The organism is Streptomyces sp. NPDC001604, from assembly GCF_042893475.1.
GTDB lineage: Bacteria > Actinomycetota > Actinomycetes > Streptomycetales > Streptomycetaceae > Streptomyces.
Map to the genome: position 1 here is coordinate 13,509 of NZ_JBIAUY010000014.1, position 17,650 is coordinate 31,158.

Sequence of the window (17,650 nt, forward strand, 5' to 3'; positions counted from 1 at the left end):
AGAACGCACCTGAGGCTGCCGCTGTCCGCCGCGCAGTCCGACAGCGGGCGGACTGCGCTCGGTCGACGCCCTGAACGTCTGGAACGGATTCCTCCTCCCCCTGATCCTCACCCAGATAGGGGACCCCAGGGCGGAATGTGTCCCTTCGGGCTCGTGTTGCTCCCGGACATGAGCGAAGCAGTGGTGGCAAGCGCATACGGCGGTCCCGAGGTCCTGTCCCTGGTGGAGGTGACCGTCCCGGAGCCGGGGCCGGGCCAGGTACGTGTCGCGGTCCGTGCCGCAGGCGTCAATCCCTTCGACTACAAGGTGTACAGCGGTGCCTTCGGAACCGACCCGGGACGGCTGCCGCTGCGGCTCGGCACCGAGGCCGCCGGTGTCGTGACCGCCGTGGGCGCCGACGCGGTCGGCCCCGCGGGTCCGGTCGAGGTCGGCGACGAGGTGATCGCCTATCGCGCAGCCGGCGCCTACGCCGCCGAACTCGTCGTACCGGCTTCGTCGGTAGTGCCCAAGCCCGCCCGACTGTCCTGGGAACAGGCCGGCGGACTGATGGCTGCCGGAGTCACCGCCGTGCACGCCCTCGAAGCGGTCGGCCTGGGCAAGGGCGAGACGGTGCTCATCCACGGCGCCGCCGGGGGAGTGGGCCTGACGGCCGTGCAACTGGCGGTGGCGCGCGGGGCCACCGTCCTGGGAACGGCGAGCCAGGCCAAGCACGACCTGCTGCGCGACCTGGGCGCGATCCCGATCACTTACGGGCCCGGTCTGGCAGACCGGGTCCGAGCGGCGGCGCCGGGTGGCGTCGATGCGGCGGCCGACCTGGTGGGCACCGACGAGGCGGTGGACGTCTCCGTTGAACTCGTGGCCGACCGCTCCCGCATCGCCACCATCGCCGGCTTCGAGCGCGGTGCCCGGGCCGGCATCAAACTCCTCGGCGGCGCGCCCGGCGCGGACCCGGGTACGGAGGTCCGGGCCGCGGCCCGACTGCAGCTCACCGCGGAGGCGGAGGCAGGACGGCTGCGCATCCTGATCGCCGACACCCACGCGCTGCACGAAGCCGCCGAAGCCCATCGCCAGATCATGACCGGCCACATCACAGGGAAGATCGTTCTGATCCCGTAGCGCCGCCGGGAGTCTGCCCTGACCGCGGTGACCGGCCGGTGGTGGTGCGCGGTAGCTCGCGCGCCGTCCGGAGGTCCCCGTCCGGTTGGTTGCCGCGGGTCACTGCGAGCCGGTTGCCACCAGCGTCGCGGTGATGGGTTCGAGTTCGGTGATCAGTTCGTCGAGCTCGGCGGGAGACAGCGCTTCGTAGGGCGGGGTGGCGAGCTCGTCGGTGAGGGCTTCGACGCGGTGTTTGACCTCGCGGCCGGCCTCGGTGAAATGGCCCTCGGCGTCGACGAGCCCGCGCTCGCGCAGGCCGTCCATGACCGCGGCCAGCCGCTGTTTCGGCAGGTGATGGATGCGTCCGAACGACTCCGGCGGGTGGATGCCCTGTTCCAGCGCGGACAGGACATGGGCTTCCGTGCCGCCGATGCGTGCGCCGACGAGGGCGGCGATGTGTCCGTCGCCGCGGTGCTCGCGCAGCATGGTCGCGGAATGCCACAGGCGGGCGACGGGGTCGCTCGGGATCGCAAGGCTGCGCATGCCGGCGTACATCACCCGGCCTTCGGTGGGGGCGCTCGTGGCGGCCTTGGTGGTCAGGTCGGCGGCACGCACCAGGCCGGGGGAGCCGGCCAGCTCGTCGCCGAGGATGCGCCGTAGGGACGCCGCGCTGCCCCGCTCCCGCGCGGCGACGGAGGCCTCGGGCGGGATCGTCTCCCAGGCGCTGGGGATGTGCCGTGCGGCTTCTCCGTCGGCGAAGTTGTAGAAGGCCGCGTGCACGACCCGGGCCTCCACGCGTCCCAGTGGTGCGGCCCGGCTGGCGAAGTAGCCGTCCCAGTAGGTGCGGTGGCCGAGCGCGGTCAGCTCCTCGTTGCACTCGTCGGCGCAGTAGGTGACCAGGCAGATCGGCTCCAGGAGCTCGAACATACGACGGGCGATGTGAGTCATCGGCTGCAAGCGCGTCGTACCCATGGGGCTCTCCCTTCGTTTCGGTGTGCCGGCTTGGACCGTCCGGCACACCGGAACTCATCGGTGACCGAAGGGAAGCAGTGCGGACGGGACGCGAGCCGCCCGGCAGGTCGGGCCCGAGGCCTGGTGAGCCGGAGCTGGTCGAGGACGGCGGCACCCAGCATCCGCCTGGCCTCCCCGCTGCCCCACCGGTGTCAGCCGGCCGTCACAGCGCGATGATCTGCCAGTCCTGGTTGGCGCCGCCGGTGGTCGGCCACTGGATGACGTTGGCGCCGTCCGACGTGGACGCATTGGCGACGTCGGCGCACCAGCCGGTGCGGACGTTCACGAGCCGGTAGTAGCCGCTGGTGGCGGAGGGAACCAGCTTCCACCACTGGTTGTCGCTGCCGGAGTCGCCCCGCTGGTCGAGGTTCGCGCCCTGGGCGGAGCCGCCGGGGCTGTCGAGGACCTTGCCGCTCTTGACGTTGGACAGGCGGTAGGAGCCGTCGGTGTCGGGCAGCAGTTTCCACTGCTGGTTGGTGCCGCCGGTCCAGGGCCACTGGATGACCAGGGTGCCGTCGGCGGTCGAGGCGTCCTTGACGTCCATCACCTTGCCGCTGTTGCGGTTGACCAGCTTGTAGGTGCCCAGGTCCGCGGTGAACGGCCGGTCGTAGACCTCCAGGCTGCGGATGGACGCCCACACGGCGGAGGGCAGGCCCGTGACCGTGATCCGGACGTAGCGCGCCTGGGCGCGGAAGAGGGCGACCTGGACCTGGCTGGTGCTGGTGGTGGCGGTCAGGTCGGCCAGCGTGGTCCAGGCGGCGTTGTCGGTTGAACCCTCGATCCGGTAGCGGTAGTTGGCACCGTCCTGCTCCCAGGCGAGGCGGGTTCCGGTCAGGGAGCGGGTGGAGCCGAGGTCGACCTTGAGCCAGTGGCCGGTGCTGCCGTCGTTGGCACACCAGCGGGTGGAGGTGGACCCGTCGACGGCGTTCGACGCGGTGTTGCCCTTGGACGTCTCCTCGCTGTCGGCGGTGGCGGTCTTGCCCGCGGCGATGTCGCCCGGCTGCACGGAGCGGTCCAGGGTGACACCGACGACGCTGTCCTCGGGGTGGGTGGTGCGGTCGATGCCGGTGACGGCGACCCGGCCGTCACCGCCGACGGTGAAGGACAGGCTGGTGCCGGAGCGTACGTCGAACACACGGGTGACCTGGGCATCCCCGATCGAGGGGGTGGTGAACGAGGTGCCGCTGTAGCCGGGCAGCAGGTGGACGTAGAAGGTGTTGTCCTTGTACGTGTAGCCGTACTGGCCGTCCACGGGGTCCCACGGGCCGCCGCGGGTGGAGTACACGGACTGGCCGCAGGCGGTCATGAAGGACCCGATCTGGCGCAGCAGGCTCGCCTGGCCGGAGGGGACGGTGCCGTGCCGGTCCGGGCCCACGTTGACCATGACCGTCAGATTGCGTACCCATGCGTTGACCAGGAGGTTCATGGCGGTGGCGTAACTCATCACCTTGCCGTCCGAGTTGTAGCCCCAGCTGCTGCCGACGCTGAAGACCTTCTCGCTGACCTTGCCGGTGCGGATCGCCCCGGACGGCACGGAGGAGCCCTCCTCGCTGGCATAGTCGCCCACCCAGCCGGAGCGGGAGGTGGCGACGATGTTCGGCTGGTGCTTGCGGACCATGCCCATCAGGCCCAGCGGCTTGCCGGCCGAGTCGGTCTCGCCGTAGGCGGAGTCCACCGGCCACTGGTTGGCCGGGTCGCGGAACTGGCTGGGCTCCCAGAAGAACGCGCCGTCGGCGTCGGTGCCCTGCTCCGCGATCCAGCCGCCGTCCCACCACAGGTCGTCGATCACGCCGTACTGGGTGACCAGCTCCTTGACCGACTCGTACACCTCGGTCTTCATGATCCGCGCGTTCTCCTTGTGCGCCGGATCGGTGGTGTAACCCCACGGGTTGGTCGCGCAGTTGGTGCCGGTGACGTCGTAGTAGCCCGGGTAGCGCCAGTCGATGGGGGAGTAGTACAGGCCCACCTTCAGCCCCGCCGCCCGTACCGCCGCCACGTAGTCCTTGACGAAGTCACGGCTGAGCGGCGCCTGGCCGGAGCTCCAGGCGTTGGGGTGGTTCAGCGGCCACAGCGCGAAACCGTCGTGGTGACGCGTCGTCAGGGTCACGTACTTCGCCCCGAAGTCCTTCGCCAACTGCGCCCAGGCCGTGGGGTCGTAGGCGTCCGCCGTGAACTGCTCACTCGTCGCGTCGGTGACGTACTTGCGGTAGTTCGCCGGCGTGATCGGGGCGTTGTGCATCCACCACTCGCCCTTGGCGGGTCCCGAGTAGACACCCCAGTGGATGAACATCCCCAGTTTGGCGTCCTGCAGCCACTGCACCTTGGAATCCGGCTGCTGCTCGAGACCCAGGTCGGTCTTCGGGATTCGCAGGGGAGGCAGCGGCAGCGGGTTGGTGGTCGCGGCATACGCGGGGGGCGCCATCACGGTCGGGCCGACGACGGAGGCCACGGTCGCCGCCGCCATTCCGGCGAGTACCGAACGACGTGAGAGAGCTCTGGGCACAGTTGTTTCCTCCTGCTCGTTGGTGTTCGGATCGCTTCAGCCTCGGGGATCTGGGCGGCCAACGGTGCCTTCGGAAGACATGGGATGCATTAAGGGTGATTGGCGAGGCTGTTGTCCAGAGGCGGGAAGAAGTTTCCGTGTTTCTCAAGGAGTTGTGGAGCGGAATCCGGGCGGTGTGGAGGCAGTCATTGGATGACTAGTGGTGTTCCGTCAGGTGCCGTGCTGCGGATCGATCGCGTCCGAACCGTTGACCCGGCTCCCAGTGAGCTCTACCTTGCCGACGAAAACAAACATCAGTCCACAATTTCCAACGCCTCGTCTGCTGTGGGTGCCCTTCCGCAAAGGAAAACCGCATGTACCGTCGTGCCCGCTTGCCGCTGCCGGCCGCACTCCTGGGTCTCTTTGCACTCCTGATGACCGGCGCCCCCGCGCAGGCCGCTTCGGTCACCGTGACGAACGCGACCCAGTTCACCGACACCACCGGAACCGTGGTCCAGGCCCACGGAGGCGGTGTGATCAAGGTCGGCGCGTACTACTACTGGTTCGGCGAGAACCGCAACCCCGACAACACCTTCAAGGCCGTCTCGGTCTACCGCTCCACCGACCTGAAGACCTGGGAGTTCCGCAACAACGTCCTGACCCGGAGCAGCGCCGCCGAGCTGGCGGTCGCCGACATCGAGCGGCCGAAGGTGATCTTCAACAGCGCCACCGGCAAGTTCGTCATGTGGATGCACAAGGAGAACGGCACCGACTACACCCAGGCCCGTGCCGCCGTCGCGGTCTCCGACACGGTCGACGGCGACTACACCTACCTGGGCAGTTCCCGGCCGCTCGGCATCACCTCCCGGGACATGACCCTCTACCAGGACGACGACGGCACGGCCTACCTGGTCTCCTCCGCCAACGAGAACGCCGACCTCGACATCTTCAAGCTGACCGCCGACTACACCGGCATCGACAGCCTGGTCGCCAACCCCTGGCCCGGCACCTACCGCGAGGCACCGGCGCTCTTCAAGCGGGGCGGCTTCTACTTCATGCTCACCTCCGCCAACAGCGGCTGGAAGCCCAACCAGCAGCGCTACGCCACCGCCACCAGCCTCGCCGGCCCCTGGACGGCCATGACGGACGTCGGCAACGACACGGCCTACGGCTCCCAGACCGCCTACGTCCTCCCCGTCCAGGACACCTCGGGCACCTCGTACCTGTACATGGGGGACCGCTGGGGCAACTCCTTCGGCGGCACGGTCAACGACTCCCAGTACATCTGGCTGCCGCTGACCTTCCCCACCAGCAGGACCATGGATCTGCCGTGGTACCCGCAGATCGCCGTCGACACGGCGGCCGGAACCGTCACCGGCGTGGGCGGCGGCCCCTACTACAACCTCGTCGCCCGGCACAGCGGCAGATGCGTGGACGTGTCGGACAACTCCGCCGCCGACAGCGCGTTCATGGTGCAGTGGGCCTGCAACGGCGGCCTCAACCAGCAGTGGCGGCTGACGGATGCCGGCGGCGGCTACGTACAGGTCATCGCCGAGCACAGCGGCAAGTGCATGGACGTCTCGGGTGCTTCGACCGCAGACGGTGCCTTCGTCAACCAGTACCACTGCACCGGTGGCACCAACCAGCAGTGGCTGCTGCAGGACCAGGGCAACGGCTACGTCCACCTCGTCGCCCGGCACAGCGGCAAGTGCCTGGACGTGAAGGACGCCTCCGCCGCCGATGGCGGCCGCCTCATCCAGTGGCCCTGCGGCACCGGCACCAACCAGCAGTTCCAGCAGCGTACGGCCTGAGCGTGCGGGGATACGTGCGGTGGCCGCTCCGGCGGGGGCGGGTCACCGCAGGGCAACCGATGGTGGGGCGGAGTGCCCGGTGAGGTTCTCGGGCCGCAGGACGACGTCCAGTTGCTCGGCGGTGAGCAGTCCGGCCTCGGTGGCGAGGTCCTTGACCAGGCGGCCGGTGGCCAGGGCCCGGCGGGCGAGCGTGGTGCTCGCGGCATAGCCGATGTGCGGGGCGAGTGCGGTGACCAGGCCGACCGAGCGGTGGACCGTGTCGTGGAGGTGGGCGCGGTTGGCGGTGATGCCGGGGATGCATCGGGTGGCCAGCGTGTCGCCGGCCGCGCGCAGGTGGGTCAGGGAGCGCAGCAGGCTGTAGGCGATGACGGGTTCGAAGGCGTTGAGCTGGAGCTGTCCTGCCTCGGCGGCCATGGTGACGGTCAGGTCGTTGCCGATGACCTCGAAGGCGACCTGGTTGACGACTTCGGGAATCACCGGATTGACCTTGCCGGGCATGATCGACGAACCCGCCTGCACCGGCGGCAGGTTGATCTCGCCGAGTCCGGCGGTGGGCCCGGAGGAGATCAGGCGCAGGTCGTTGCAGGTCTTGGAGAGCTTCACGGCCACGCGCTTGAGGACGCCGGACAGTTGGACGAAGGCACCGCAGTCCTGGGTGGCTTCGATGAAGTCGCCTGCGGGCCGGACGGGTTCACCGCTGATCTCGGCGAGGTACGCGCAGGCGAGTTCGGCGTAGCGGGGGTGGCCGTTGATGCCGGTGCCGATGGCGGTACCGCCGAGGTTGGACTCCAGCAGCAGGGCGGCGGCCTCGCTCAGGCGCCGGCGGTCCTCCTCGATCATGACGGCGTACGTGGTGAGCTCCTGGCCCAGCGTCATGGGCACGGCGTCCTGGAGTTGCGTACGACCGATCTTCAGTACGTCGCTGAACTCCGCCGCCTTCTCGGCGAACGCCGTGGCCAGTGCTCCCAGCGAATCGCCGAGCCGGCGCAGTGAGGTGACCAGGGCCAGCCGTACGGCGGTGGGGTAGACGTCGTTGGTGCTCTGGCCGAGGTTGACGTGGTCGAGCGGATGGATCATCTCGTAGGACCCCCGGGGATGCCCCAGGTGCTCCAGGGCCCGGTTGGCGATGACCTCGCTGGCGTTCATGTTCGTGGAGGTGCCGGCCCCTCCCTGGATCGGGTCGACGACGAACTGCTCGTGCAGGTGCCCGGCGCGGATCTCCTCGCAGGCGTCGACGATTGCCTCGGCGATGTCCGGCGGCAGCAGCCCCAGGTCGCGGTTGGCCCGGGCGGCCGCCTGCTTGACCGCGGCCAGCGCGGTGATCAGGTCCGGGAACTGGGCGATGGTCGCTCCGGTGATCGCGAAGTTTTCCACGGCCCGCACGGTGTGCACGCCGTAGTAGGCGTCGGCAGGAACCTTCTTGTCTCCGACCAGGTCGTGCTCGATGCGTACGGCCATCCGCTGCTCCTCGTGTTCCGGGCCCCTTGACAGGCCACCACGTCCGGCCTCAGTGTTGCCGACCAACACGCAGAACGCAATATATTGCATATGGCAGGAGCAGCCCATGGACACCGCACACCGCCGTCCCACCCATGCGGACACCCCACCGACCCGGCCCTCGGGCTTCCTGAGGCGATGCACGAACGTGCCGATCGGCATCCAGTCGATCGTCGCCGTCGGTCTCGGCGCCCTGATCGGATCCCTCGCCCCGGCCGCGGGCGAGCAGATGAAGACTCTCGGGGACGTGTTTCTGAACCTGGTGCAGGTCGTCGTCCTGCCCCTGGTCTTCCCGCTCATCGTGCTGGGCATCGCCCGCATGGAGTCGGTCAAGAAGGTCGGCAGGATCGCCGGAAAGGCCATCCTCTACTTCGAGCTCGTCACCACCGTGATCCTGCTGATCGCGGTGGGTCTGGCCAAGGTCACAGGCATCGGCAAGGGCGCCCCCGTCCACGGCGCCGACGCCAAGGACCTGGACGGTCTGAGCCAGGGCATCGACTTCCACGAGCTGGTCCTGCACGCCGTACCGAAGAACATCTTCGCCGCGTTCGGCGAGGGCAATCTGCTCGGCGCGATCGTCTTCGCTCTCCTCGTCGGCATCGCCATGGCCGCGATCGGGGAGAAGTCCGAGCCCTTCGCCGCCGTCCTGGAGTCAATCGCCGCGGTGATGTTCAAGGTCGTCGGCTACGTCATCCGCATCGCACCGCTGGGCGTGCTCGGCTTCATCTCCTACGACGTCGCCCACTACGGCTTCGGGAACCTGCGCAGCCTGCTGGGCTTCATCGCGGTGGTCTACGCGGGCCTGGCCATCGTCATCGGCGCGCTCTTCCCGCTCATTGCCGCGATCTACCGCATCCGCTACCTCGAACTGCTCAAGTCCATCGCGGGATTGGCCGGGATCGCCTTCGTCACACGCAGTTCGGAGGCCGTACTGGCCCCCCTCATGGGCAAGTTGGAGGAGTTCGGCGTCAGCCGCTCCACGACCTCCTTCGTCGTCCCCCTCGGCTACTCCTTCAACACCGACGGCTCCGTCCTCTACCAGGCCGCCGCGCTGGTCTTCCTGGCCAACGCCTACGGCGCCGACACCTCCCTGCCTGCCCTGCTGCTCATGGTCGGCGTGTTGGTGATCCTCTCCAAAGGCATGGCGGGCGTCGCCTCCGCCTCCATCGTGGTCCTCATCGCCGCCGGCAACTCCATCGGCCTGCCCGCCGAAGGCATCGCCCTGCTCCTCGGCGTCGACTTCATCGTCGACATGGCCCGTACCGGCGTGAATGTCGTCGGCAACTCCCTTGCCGCCACCGTCGTCGACAGCTCCGAGAAGCGGCGCGCAGCCAAACGGGGCAGTGGCGAGACCATCCACACCCCAGCCGAGCCCGAGACCCCGTCCCTGCACAAGGAACCAGCACAGTGAGCGCCCCCACCACGGAGATCATCGGCATCCTCGGCGGCATGGGCCCGGCCGCCACCGCCGACTTCTACGCCAAGCTCGTCGCGACGACCCCCGGCGCCGGCGACCAGGACCATCTGCGCACGGTCATCTGGTCCGACCCCACCATCCCGGACCGCACCCAGGCCCTGCTCGGTGACGGCCCCGACCCCACCCCGTGGCTGCTCGAGGGCAGCCGCGTGCTGCGCGAGGCCGGCGCCACGGTCATCGCGATCCCCTGCAACACCGCGCACGCCTTCGTCCCCCGCATCGCCGACCATGTCGGCCTGCCCATCGTCCACATGATCGGTGAAGTAGCCCGGCACCTCGGTGCCATGGGCCCGCGCCTGAGCACCGCCGGACTGCTCGCCACCACCGGCACCGTCCGCGCGGGCCTGTACCAGGACTGGCTGGACCGCTTCGGCATCCGCCTCCTCCTGCCCGACGACGCCGGCCAGGACGAAGAGGTCATGACCGCCATCCGAGCGGTGAAATCCGGCGCCCACGACGACACGACGACCGCTCTGCTGGCCCGCGCCGCGCAGCGCCTGATCGAACAGGGCGCGCAGGCGGTGATCGCCGGCTGCACGGAGATTCCGCTGGGGCTGCCCGAGGAGGCCGTGGACGTCCCGCTCATCGACCCGGCCGTGATCCTGGCCAGGGCTCTCGTCCGCCGGGCCAGGACGGGAGCCGCCACCGGAGGGGTCGAGTAGGGCGATGTACTGTACGCAATATGTCACTCGACAGCCCCGTCTCCCGCCGCCTCCTCAGCGACGAGGTCTTCCATCGCCTGCGCGACTCCATCGTGCGCGGCGAACTGGCCCCCGGAGAGAAGGTCAAGGACGGTGAGCTCGCCGAGCGCCTCGGCCTCAGCCGCACTCCCGTGCGCGAGGCGCTCGCCCGGCTCGCCGACATCGGCCTCGTCGAGGCCAAGCCCGGCGTCTATACGCGCATCACCACGCTCAACCGCCGTGACGTCGAAAAGACCCTCGCGGTCCTGCGCTCCCTCGACCAGCTCGCCGTCGAGACGGCCGTGCCCGTCATGACGAAGCAGGACCTCCACGCCATGCGCGAGGCCAACCGGGACTTCGAACGGGCCGTCACCGCCAACGACACCGCCGCCGCGCTCGCGGCCGACGACCGCTTCCACGCCGTACCGATCGGGGCGGCCGACAACCCCGTGCTGAGCCGGATCGTCGAACAGTTGCACCCGCAGATCCACCGCATCCTGTACCGCAAGTTCTCCACGCTGCTGGGCGGCCGCAACACCATCGAGCACCACGACCAACTCGTGGAGATCTGCGCCACCGGCGACGCCCGTTCCGCCGCCGAACTCTCCGCACGGCACTGGTCCGAACTCGGCGGACACATCAACGAACTCTTCGACACCAATCAGTTCGTCGAGCCGACTTCGGGATGAGGGGGCATCCCCTGCGGCTGGGGGGCAGGCCGACTCCGGCAGTCGGCCACCTTGCAGAGGGGGCTTGAGGCGATTACGGCACGATCAGGCCAGCCGGTCCCCTGGGGGCGACGTGACATGGTCTGGACACGCGGTGGTGCGAGACGCGAGCCTCCCGACGTGATCAGGCGGACGGCGTCCAGCAGGGGCTCGCGACGCGGGCACGCGGCAGCCGACGGCTGGGCCACCTGCCGGTGGTGTGCGCCCTCGGCCACCAGTCAGGAGCCCGTACCCGGTGACACCTGCCCTGGAGTGCCACGACCGCCCCGCATGCGCCCAGCCGTCACACAGCGCACCCTGGTGCCATGGCGGACGCACAGCCCATCGTGATCTACCCGCCCGCCGAGGACGGCGGGCGGAGGGTCCGTGTGGGCGACCACTTCCGCGGGATGGCATACGGGCTGCTGGACATCGTCGAGTTCCTGCGCCTCGCAGGTCTGGAGGACGCCGACGAGGCGTGGGTGCGGGAATCCGGGCTGGTCGAGTGGCGGGGCGGCGGCCCGGACGCGTGGCAGCACTGAGCCGGGAAGCCGCTGCGTACTCAGCGTCCCGGATGACGTGGCTCGGCATGACCCACACCGAGACCGAGATCGCCGCAGAGCTGGTCCGGGATCTGCTCGAACGGGCCGTCGCCCGGGCCCGTATCAGATCGAAGCCGCCATCGCCGCCGTCCACTGCGAAGCCCCCAGCCGGCAGGCGACCGACTGGCCGCAACTGCTCACGCTCCACGACATGCTGCTCGCCGTCGACCCGTCGCCGATCGTGCGGCTGAATTGGGCCGTCATCGTCCGCCACACCGACGGACCGGCGCGCGCCCTCGCTCTGGTCGACGAGCTCACCGATCCGCTGGGCCGCTACCACCTCTTCCACGCCGCCCGGGCCGCCCTGCTGCGTGACCTCGGCCGTACCGACCAGGCGCGTCAGGCCGACGAGCAGGCCCCGAAGCTCACCGCCGACCCGGCCGAACGCTCCCTGCTCGCCACCCGATTGCACCCCACCCACGACATCCACTGACTGCGGAACCGTGGAACTGCGGAACTGCGCTCAGAACCAGTGCAGGCAGTGCGGCGAGCGCTCGCCGCGGAAGAGGGCGTCGGCGAGGGCGGCCGCGCCCGGGCGGTGGGCCCGGATGTGCCCGGCTCGCACGAGCGTGCCGGGGGCCGTACCGCCGAGGTAGATCGAACCGAGGTCGCTCACGTCCAGTGACAGGTCCGGCTCCCGGTCCGTGGGGACGCATTCGGCCTTGCCGTCCCGCACCGTCAGCAGAAAGCGGCCGTGCTCGCCCAGGAACGGGTCGTCCACGTCGAGGACGAGCTCGCCGTCCATGAACCAGCCACGCGCGGTCAGCGCACGCGGGACGTCCAGCAGCCGCACCCAGAGCCAGTCCGTGTCACCGCTCACCTCACCGGCGCGGAAGTCCGCAAGCTGCCAGCGCAGCGGACTGTCCGGCGGGATGTGCTTGAAGACCACCTGACGGACCAGGTCGTGTCCGAGCACGAAACGGGCCAGGGCCGTGAAGGCGGCGTCGTCGGTGGCGATGGTCTCGTCGACCGTCAAGGCGTCCCCTTCGCCGACCGCATAGCTGGCGTATCCGTCCGGGACACCGCTGGCATCACGGTGTACGGCCACATGGCGCGACGTCGGAGCGATGGGGGGCTGCCCCGCGCCCGAGGTCCACCAGCGGTGCGGCCTGGACAGCGCACCGGGCTGGGCGCGGCGGTAGCGGTCGTAGACCTCCTCCAGGAGCTCGCCGCACTCGGCACGCCGCAGCAGCTCCACCGAGCCCGTGTCCCGGCCGGTCGCCTCGGCCGTTCCGTGCGCCCGGGGGAGGGCGAGGGCGGCTCGGTGGCGCGGCACCGTCAGCCGCTGCGTGTAGGTCGCCGGGCCGTAGCCGAACCTGCGGTAGATCACGGCCTCGGAAACCAGCAGTACGGAGAGGAACTCCCCTCGGGCCCGCACTTCGGTGAGCTGGTGCCGCATCATCGCGGTGAGCACGCCCTGGCGTCGGTGCGAGGGCAGGACGCCGACGGCGGTCACCCCGGTGGCGGGGACGAGGATCCCACCGGGCAGCGTGAGCTCGAAGGAGTACGCACCGGCGGTGCCGACAGGCCGCCCGTCCGCCGTCACGGCCATCAGATTGCGGTCCATTTCGAGGGCCGCCCACCACACCCCGCCGCCGCCCTCGGCCGGAGTTTCCGGGAAGCGACCGAACGCGGCGTGCAGGGTGTCGACGAAGACATTGAAGTCCTGGTCGGTCGTGGAACGGATCTCCATTGCTGCCGCTGCCTCCCGGGATACCGGCACCACGACCCGCGGCGCCCCGCACAGTGCAGCGTTGAGGTGTGTCCAGGTCAAACGAATTTCGGCCGGGCCCACGCGTGCGGGGCTGCGGTGCAGCAGGCCGGTTTGCTGCCGGACCGCACGGGAACCCCGGAGCGGGGACGATGCAGTCGACGGAGGAGTACTCATGTCCTCGCGCCGCGACGACCCGCACGGGCGGGCCCTGCTGACCGACGCGCTGCGGAACAAGGGGGTCGCCTTCACACGGGAGGAACGGGAGAGGCACGGCCTGCTGGGGGCTCTCCCACCGGGTGTGCTCTCCCTGGAGCAGCAGGCCCGCCGGGCCTGGGAGCAGGTTCAGGCCCAGCCGGACGACCTGGCCAAGAACGTCTGCCTGGAGCAGCTGCACGATCGCAACGAGGTGCTCTACCACCGCCTGCTCACCGAGCATCTGACGGAACTGCTGCCCATCGTCTACGACCCCACCGTGGGGCAGGCGATCAAGCGGTACAGCCATGAGTACCGGCGTCCTCGCGGGGTGTACCTCTCCATCGACCACCCGCAGGACGTACGGCCCGCGTTCGAGGCGCTCGGCCTCGGTCCGGACGATGTCGACCTGGTGGTGGCCACCGACGCCGAGCAGATCCTCGGCATCGGCGACTGGGGTGTGGGCGGCATGCAGATCTCGGTCGGCAAACTGGCCGTCTACACGGCCGCCGCCGGCCTCCATCCGGGCCGGGCGGTCCCCGTCATGCTCGACGTCGGCACCGACAACCAGGCACTGCTCAACGACCCGCTGTACGTGGGCAACCGGCACAGCCGGGCCCGCGGGAAGGACTACGACGCGTTCGTCGCCGCGTACGTGGACACGGTGCGCGACCTGTTCCCGCACGCGTTGCTGCACTGGGAGGACTTCGGCCCCGGCAACGGCCGCAGGCTGCTCGAGACGTACGGCGAGAAGGTCTGCACGTTCAACGACGACATGCAGGGCACCGGCGCCATCACCCTGGCCTGTGTGCTGAACGCGGCGCGCGTGTCCGGGACACCGATGCGCGAGCAGCGGGTGGTCGTCTTCGGCGCGGGCACCGCAGGGGTGGGCATCGCCGACCAACTGCGCGACGCCATGGTCCGCGACGGCCTGGACGGCGAGGAGGCTGCGGCCCGCATCTGGTGCGTGGACCGGCAGGGCCTGCTGTTGCGGTCCACCGACGGGTTGCGCGACTACCAGCGGGTCTACGCCCGCCGCGACGAGGAATGGTCCGACGACCACGAGCGGCCGATCGGGCTGAAGGAGGTCGTGGAGCGGGTACACCCGACCGTGCTGGTCGGCACCTCGACCGTGCATGGGTCCTTCAGCGAGGACATCGTCCGGTCCATGGCCGGGCATGTGGAACGACCGGTGGTGCTGCCCCTGTCCAACCCCACCGACAGGATCGAGGCGTTGCCGGAGGACGTCCTCAGGTGGACCGACGGCAAGGCCCTCGTCGCGGCCGGCGTCCCGGTTGCTCCGGTGGAGCTCGACGGCACCACGTACGTCGTCGGCCAGGCCAACAACGCCCTGCTCTACCCGGGCCTGGGCCTCGGGGCCGTCGTGGCGCGGGCTTCCCGGATCACTGACGGCATGCTCCAGGCGGCCGCCGAGGCGGTGGCGGGCCTGGCCGAGCTGTCCGGTCCGGGCGCTCCGCTGCTGCCGCAGGTGGAGAACCTGCGTGCCTCGTCGGCGACGGTGGCGGTGGCGGTCGCCCGCCGCGCCGCCGAGGAGGGAGTGGCGCGCGCCCCGCTCGACGACGTCATCCAGCAGGTCCAGGACGCCATGTGGCAGCCGGACTACGCATGACGGAGCTGCGGCTCGAACCGGGGGATGTCGCCGACGAGTTCGGCGCCCGCGCATACGGATGACGGTCTTCGGTTTGCGATCCTGGGGGCGGTCGGCAGGATGCCGGTGACCCGACGCACTGCGCGGACTCTGCAGCCCGCGCACGTGTCGCGGTCACCGGCGTGCCGGGGCAGCGGAAAGGCGCGGCCCGCCTATGCGGCTTCACCGGAAAGGCGTGGCCCGCCTATGCGGCTTGGGATGCGGCGTGGGATGCGGCTTGGGTGAGTTCCGCGCGGCCGAACAGCAGCGCGTAGCCGGACGGGAGCTGGCGCAGGATGCGGGTGACGAGGTCGGGGCCCGCGTAGGCCGCGACGGCGGAGAAGACGGAGCCGGTGTCCCAGCGGGTGGTGGCCAGAGAGGCGCCGTTGCGGGCGGCGAGGTCCTTGACGAAGGCCCAGCCGGTCAGCGGCTGGGTGTCGGGGATCTGGGCGGTGAGGATGCGGGCGGCTTCGAGGGGGAGGCGGGCGGCGAGGTCGACGCGTTCATCGCCGGTCAGCTGGCGTCCCAGCCCGGCGAGGACGAGGCGGACGGCCTGCTCGGCCTTCTCGCGGGTGGGATAGGCGCCGTCGTAGCGGACCTTTTCCAGCATCTGTTCGTACGCTCTTCCAAAGGGCTGCTGGAGCGGTGCGCTGTGGTCGGACATCACTGCGGTGCTTGCCTTTCTGTCACCGGGGTCGTGGCGACCGGTGCGCGGTCACCGGTGGATGGGTGGTCAGGTGGGCTGGACGCGGCCGAAGAGCAGGTCGTAGCCCGCGGGGAGCTGGAGCAGGATCTCCTTGAGGAGGTCGTCGCCGGCGGCGTCGGCGGCCGTGGACAGGACGGCGCTGACGTCCCAGGCGGCGGTCTGCTCGGTCGCCCCTTCGATCCAGGCCGCGGTCGCGCGCACGAACCGCTCGGGGGACAGCGGTTCGGCGCTCTGCAGCGGGTTGAGCAGGATCAGGGCGAAGTCCTCCGGCAGACGCGCCGCCAGCCGGGCGCGTACGTCGCCGACCAGGTGCGCGCCCAGCAGGGCGAGCACCACGCGTGCCGCGCGGTCGGCTTCCTGCAGGGTGGCGTACTCGCCGCGTTCCTTCACATGGTTGAGGAACGCTTCGCGTCGCACAGTCACGTCGGCCGCCACCCTTCCTCGTCCTCAGGGAACGCTCGTCCTCAGGGAACGGAGGGCAGGCCCCGGGGGGAGATCAGGTACCTGTCCTCCGCCGTGGTTCCGTCTTCGGCTGTCCCGCTCAGCCGGAGATCTCCTTGCGGTCGGATCCGACACCGATGGTGATCTTGCGGGGCTTGGCGCGCTCGGCGATCGGGATGCGCAGGGTGAGCACGCCTGCCTCGTAGTCGGCCCGGATGTGCTCGGTGTCCAGGGTGTCGGCCAGCACGAGCTGGCGCGAGAAGACGCCGAGCGGCCGTTCCGACAGCTCCATCTGTACGTCGTCGGCCTTCGTCACGGGCCGGCGCTCGGCCTTGACGGTCAGCATGTTCCGTTCGACGTCGATGTCGATCGCGTCCGCGCTGACACCGGGGAGGTCGAAGGCCACCACGTACTCGTCACCCTCGCGGTAGGCGTCCATCGGCATCGGGGACGGCCGGGACCACGTGCCCGGGCCCATCAGATGCTGCGCCAGCCGGTCCAGCTCACGGAAGGGGTCAGTGCGCATCAACATCGAAAACACCTCCAGGAAGGTTCGGGCAGTTGCTGCCAATGCGCCTCACGGAAACCGTTGTACCATGTCATCCAATGGATGACAAGCGAGGCGTCATCCAAAGGATGACAGACTGAGGAGGTGCTCATGAACCCGGCTGACCAGCCGAAATCGTCCAGCAACGGCGCACCAGGGCCGACGTCGTTCCTCGCCGCTGCGGCGGCTCTGCATGCCATAGACGACGCCCTGCAGGCCGCCCGGCACGAGGACCGCGACACCGCAGACACCCAGGAGGTCGCCCCCGAGAAGGCGCTGGCCTCCCTTCTGCTGCTGCGGCAGGTGCGCGAGCAGCTCGCCGAATGGGAAACCGGCCTGATCGAGACCGCCCGCCAGGCGGGTGCCAGCTGGGCCGACCTCGCCCACCCCCTCGGCGTCTCCAGCCGGCAGGCCGCCGAACGCCGCTATCTGCGAGGCCGGCCGGGCCCCGCAGGCACCACCGGCGAACAACGCGTCCAGGCCACCCGCGAGCGCCGCGCCGCCGAACGCACCACCGCCGCCTGGGCCCGCCGCAACGCAGCCGACCTGCGCCGCATCGCCGGCCAGATCAGCGCCCTGACCGACCTCCCCACCGCGGCCCGCAACCCACTCAGCCAACTCCACGCGGCCCTCGCCCACGACGACCCCGCCGTCCTCGTCGACCCCCTCAACGCCACCCGCCCGCACCTCACCCCCGGCCACCCCGAACTCGCGGCCCAGCTCGATGCCCTGACGAGCGCCGCGACGAACCCGGCGGCTCCCTGAGCTTGGAGGTGTGTTGCTTCGGAGCACGTCCAAGTACGGCGCGGATGGACGGGGTGGCCAGGAGGATGAGCGCGGCGGTCGCGTACGGGGCGGCGCGGACACGGGCAACGTGGCCCTCGGGGATCTGCAACTTGACGCCCCGTTCACTGCGGCGAGCACCATGAGCAAGGGGAGCACCGCATACGGCAGGAAGAGCCGCAGCACGATGCCCAGGTGCCGCCCCGTTTCCCGGGCACTTCGCTTTCGAGCGGTCACGGAGCCACGGGTTGCCGTCC

16 protein-coding genes are annotated in these 17,650 nt (G+C 70.1%); 9 read left to right on the plus strand and 7 right to left on the minus strand.

Features of this window, described 5'->3' with window-relative positions:
* Window positions 1–183 precede the first annotated feature (183 nt).
* Window positions 184–1,116 carry an NADP-dependent oxidoreductase gene (locus ACFY1E_RS31385; protein WP_389082241.1) on the plus strand — a complete coding sequence of 311 codons (933 nt, stop codon included), beginning with the start codon at window positions 184–186 and terminating at the stop codon, window positions 1,114–1,116.
* 99 nt (window positions 1,117–1,215) lie between these two features.
* On the opposite strand, the gene ACFY1E_RS31390 is transcribed toward ACFY1E_RS31385, so the two are convergent.
* Both ACFY1E_RS31390 and ACFY1E_RS31395 read right to left on the minus strand, forming a co-directional pair.
* Window positions 1,216–2,067: a MarR family transcriptional regulator gene (locus ACFY1E_RS31390; RefSeq protein ID WP_389081709.1), complete on the minus strand. Its 852-nt coding sequence runs from the start codon at window positions 2,065–2,067 to the stop codon at window positions 1,216–1,218.
* A 202-nt stretch (window positions 2,068–2,269) separates the two neighbouring features.
* Complete coding sequence (locus tag ACFY1E_RS31395) at window positions 2,270–4,609, minus strand: alpha-L-fucosidase (RefSeq protein ID WP_389081711.1); 2,340 nt, start codon at window positions 4,607–4,609, stop codon at window positions 2,270–2,272.
* A 353-nt stretch (window positions 4,610–4,962) separates the two neighbouring features.
* Between ACFY1E_RS31395 and ACFY1E_RS31400 the strand changes: the two genes are divergently transcribed.
* Window positions 4,963–6,399 carry an RICIN domain-containing protein gene (locus ACFY1E_RS31400; protein ID WP_389081713.1) on the plus strand — a complete coding sequence of 479 codons (1,437 nt, stop codon included), beginning with the start codon at window positions 4,963–4,965 and terminating at the stop codon, window positions 6,397–6,399.
* A gap of 42 nt (window positions 6,400–6,441) precedes the next feature.
* Here the strand turns inward: ACFY1E_RS31400 and ACFY1E_RS31405 are convergent, their stop codons facing one another.
* A complete protein-coding gene (locus tag ACFY1E_RS31405) occupies window positions 6,442–7,857 on the minus strand; it encodes an aspartate ammonia-lyase (protein WP_389081715.1) in 1,416 nt (471 codons plus the stop codon).
* Window positions 7,858–7,963: 106 nt separating this feature from the next.
* On the opposite strand from ACFY1E_RS31405, the gene ACFY1E_RS31410 reads away from it, so the two are divergent.
* The 5 genes from ACFY1E_RS31410 to ACFY1E_RS31430 all read left to right on the plus strand — a co-directional run bounded on the left by ACFY1E_RS31410 (window position 7,964) and on the right by ACFY1E_RS31430 (window position 11,795).
* Window positions 7,964–9,307: a dicarboxylate/amino acid:cation symporter gene (locus ACFY1E_RS31410; protein ID WP_389081717.1), complete on the plus strand. Its 1,344-nt coding sequence runs from the start codon at window positions 7,964–7,966 to the stop codon at window positions 9,305–9,307.
* Entirely contained in the window at window positions 9,304–10,035 is a 732-nt protein-coding gene (locus tag ACFY1E_RS31415) for an aspartate/glutamate racemase family protein (RefSeq protein ID WP_389081719.1), read from the plus strand. The genes ACFY1E_RS31410 and ACFY1E_RS31415 overlap by 4 nt, the downstream gene beginning before the upstream one ends.
* A gap of 20 nt (window positions 10,036–10,055) precedes the next feature.
* Window positions 10,056–10,742: a GntR family transcriptional regulator gene (locus ACFY1E_RS31420; RefSeq protein ID WP_389081721.1), complete on the plus strand. Its 687-nt coding sequence runs from the start codon at window positions 10,056–10,058 to the stop codon at window positions 10,740–10,742.
* A gap of 344 nt (window positions 10,743–11,086) precedes the next feature.
* Complete coding sequence (locus ACFY1E_RS31425) at window positions 11,087–11,302, plus strand: hypothetical protein (protein WP_351464546.1); 216 nt, start codon at window positions 11,087–11,089, stop codon at window positions 11,300–11,302.
* A 211-nt stretch (window positions 11,303–11,513) separates the two neighbouring features.
* Window positions 11,514–11,795, plus strand: coding sequence for a hypothetical protein (locus ACFY1E_RS31430; protein WP_389081724.1), 282 nt, complete (start codon window positions 11,514–11,516; stop codon window positions 11,793–11,795).
* 30 nt (window positions 11,796–11,825) lie between these two features.
* Here ACFY1E_RS31430 and ACFY1E_RS31435 read toward each other — a convergent pair whose 3' ends face one another.
* The gene (locus tag ACFY1E_RS31435) at window positions 11,826–13,055 is read right to left on the minus strand and encodes a GNAT family N-acetyltransferase (protein WP_389081726.1); all 1,230 of its coding nucleotides are present in this window, start codon (window positions 13,053–13,055) and stop codon (window positions 11,826–11,828) included.
* Between the two features lie 193 nt (window positions 13,056–13,248).
* Here ACFY1E_RS31435 and ACFY1E_RS31440 point away from each other — a divergent pair, with 193 nt between their 5' ends.
* Window positions 13,249–14,898 carry an NAD-dependent malic enzyme gene (locus ACFY1E_RS31440; RefSeq protein WP_389081728.1) on the plus strand — a complete coding sequence of 550 codons (1,650 nt, stop codon included), beginning with the start codon at window positions 13,249–13,251 and terminating at the stop codon, window positions 14,896–14,898.
* Between the two features lie 223 nt (window positions 14,899–15,121).
* On the opposite strand, the gene ACFY1E_RS31445 is transcribed toward ACFY1E_RS31440, so the two are convergent.
* The 3 genes from ACFY1E_RS31445 to ACFY1E_RS31455 all read right to left on the minus strand — a co-directional run bounded on the left by ACFY1E_RS31445 (window position 15,122) and on the right by ACFY1E_RS31455 (window position 16,595).
* Entirely contained in the window at window positions 15,122–15,580 is a 459-nt protein-coding gene (locus ACFY1E_RS31445; RefSeq protein WP_389081731.1) for a DUF2267 domain-containing protein, read from the minus strand.
* Window positions 15,581–15,649: 69 nt separating this feature from the next.
* Window positions 15,650–16,045 (minus strand): DUF2267 domain-containing protein, encoded by a 396-nt coding sequence (locus tag ACFY1E_RS31450; protein ID WP_389081733.1) that lies wholly within the window; start codon window positions 16,043–16,045, stop codon window positions 15,650–15,652.
* A gap of 118 nt (window positions 16,046–16,163) precedes the next feature.
* The gene (locus tag ACFY1E_RS31455) at window positions 16,164–16,595 is read right to left on the minus strand and encodes an Hsp20/alpha crystallin family protein (RefSeq protein ID WP_389081735.1); all 432 of its coding nucleotides are present in this window, start codon (window positions 16,593–16,595) and stop codon (window positions 16,164–16,166) included.
* A 126-nt stretch (window positions 16,596–16,721) separates the two neighbouring features.
* Here ACFY1E_RS31455 and ACFY1E_RS31460 point away from each other — a divergent pair, with 126 nt between their 5' ends.
* Entirely contained in the window at window positions 16,722–17,375 is a 654-nt protein-coding gene (locus ACFY1E_RS31460) for a type III effector protein (protein WP_389081737.1), read from the plus strand.
* Window positions 17,376–17,650: the final 275 nt, after the last annotated feature.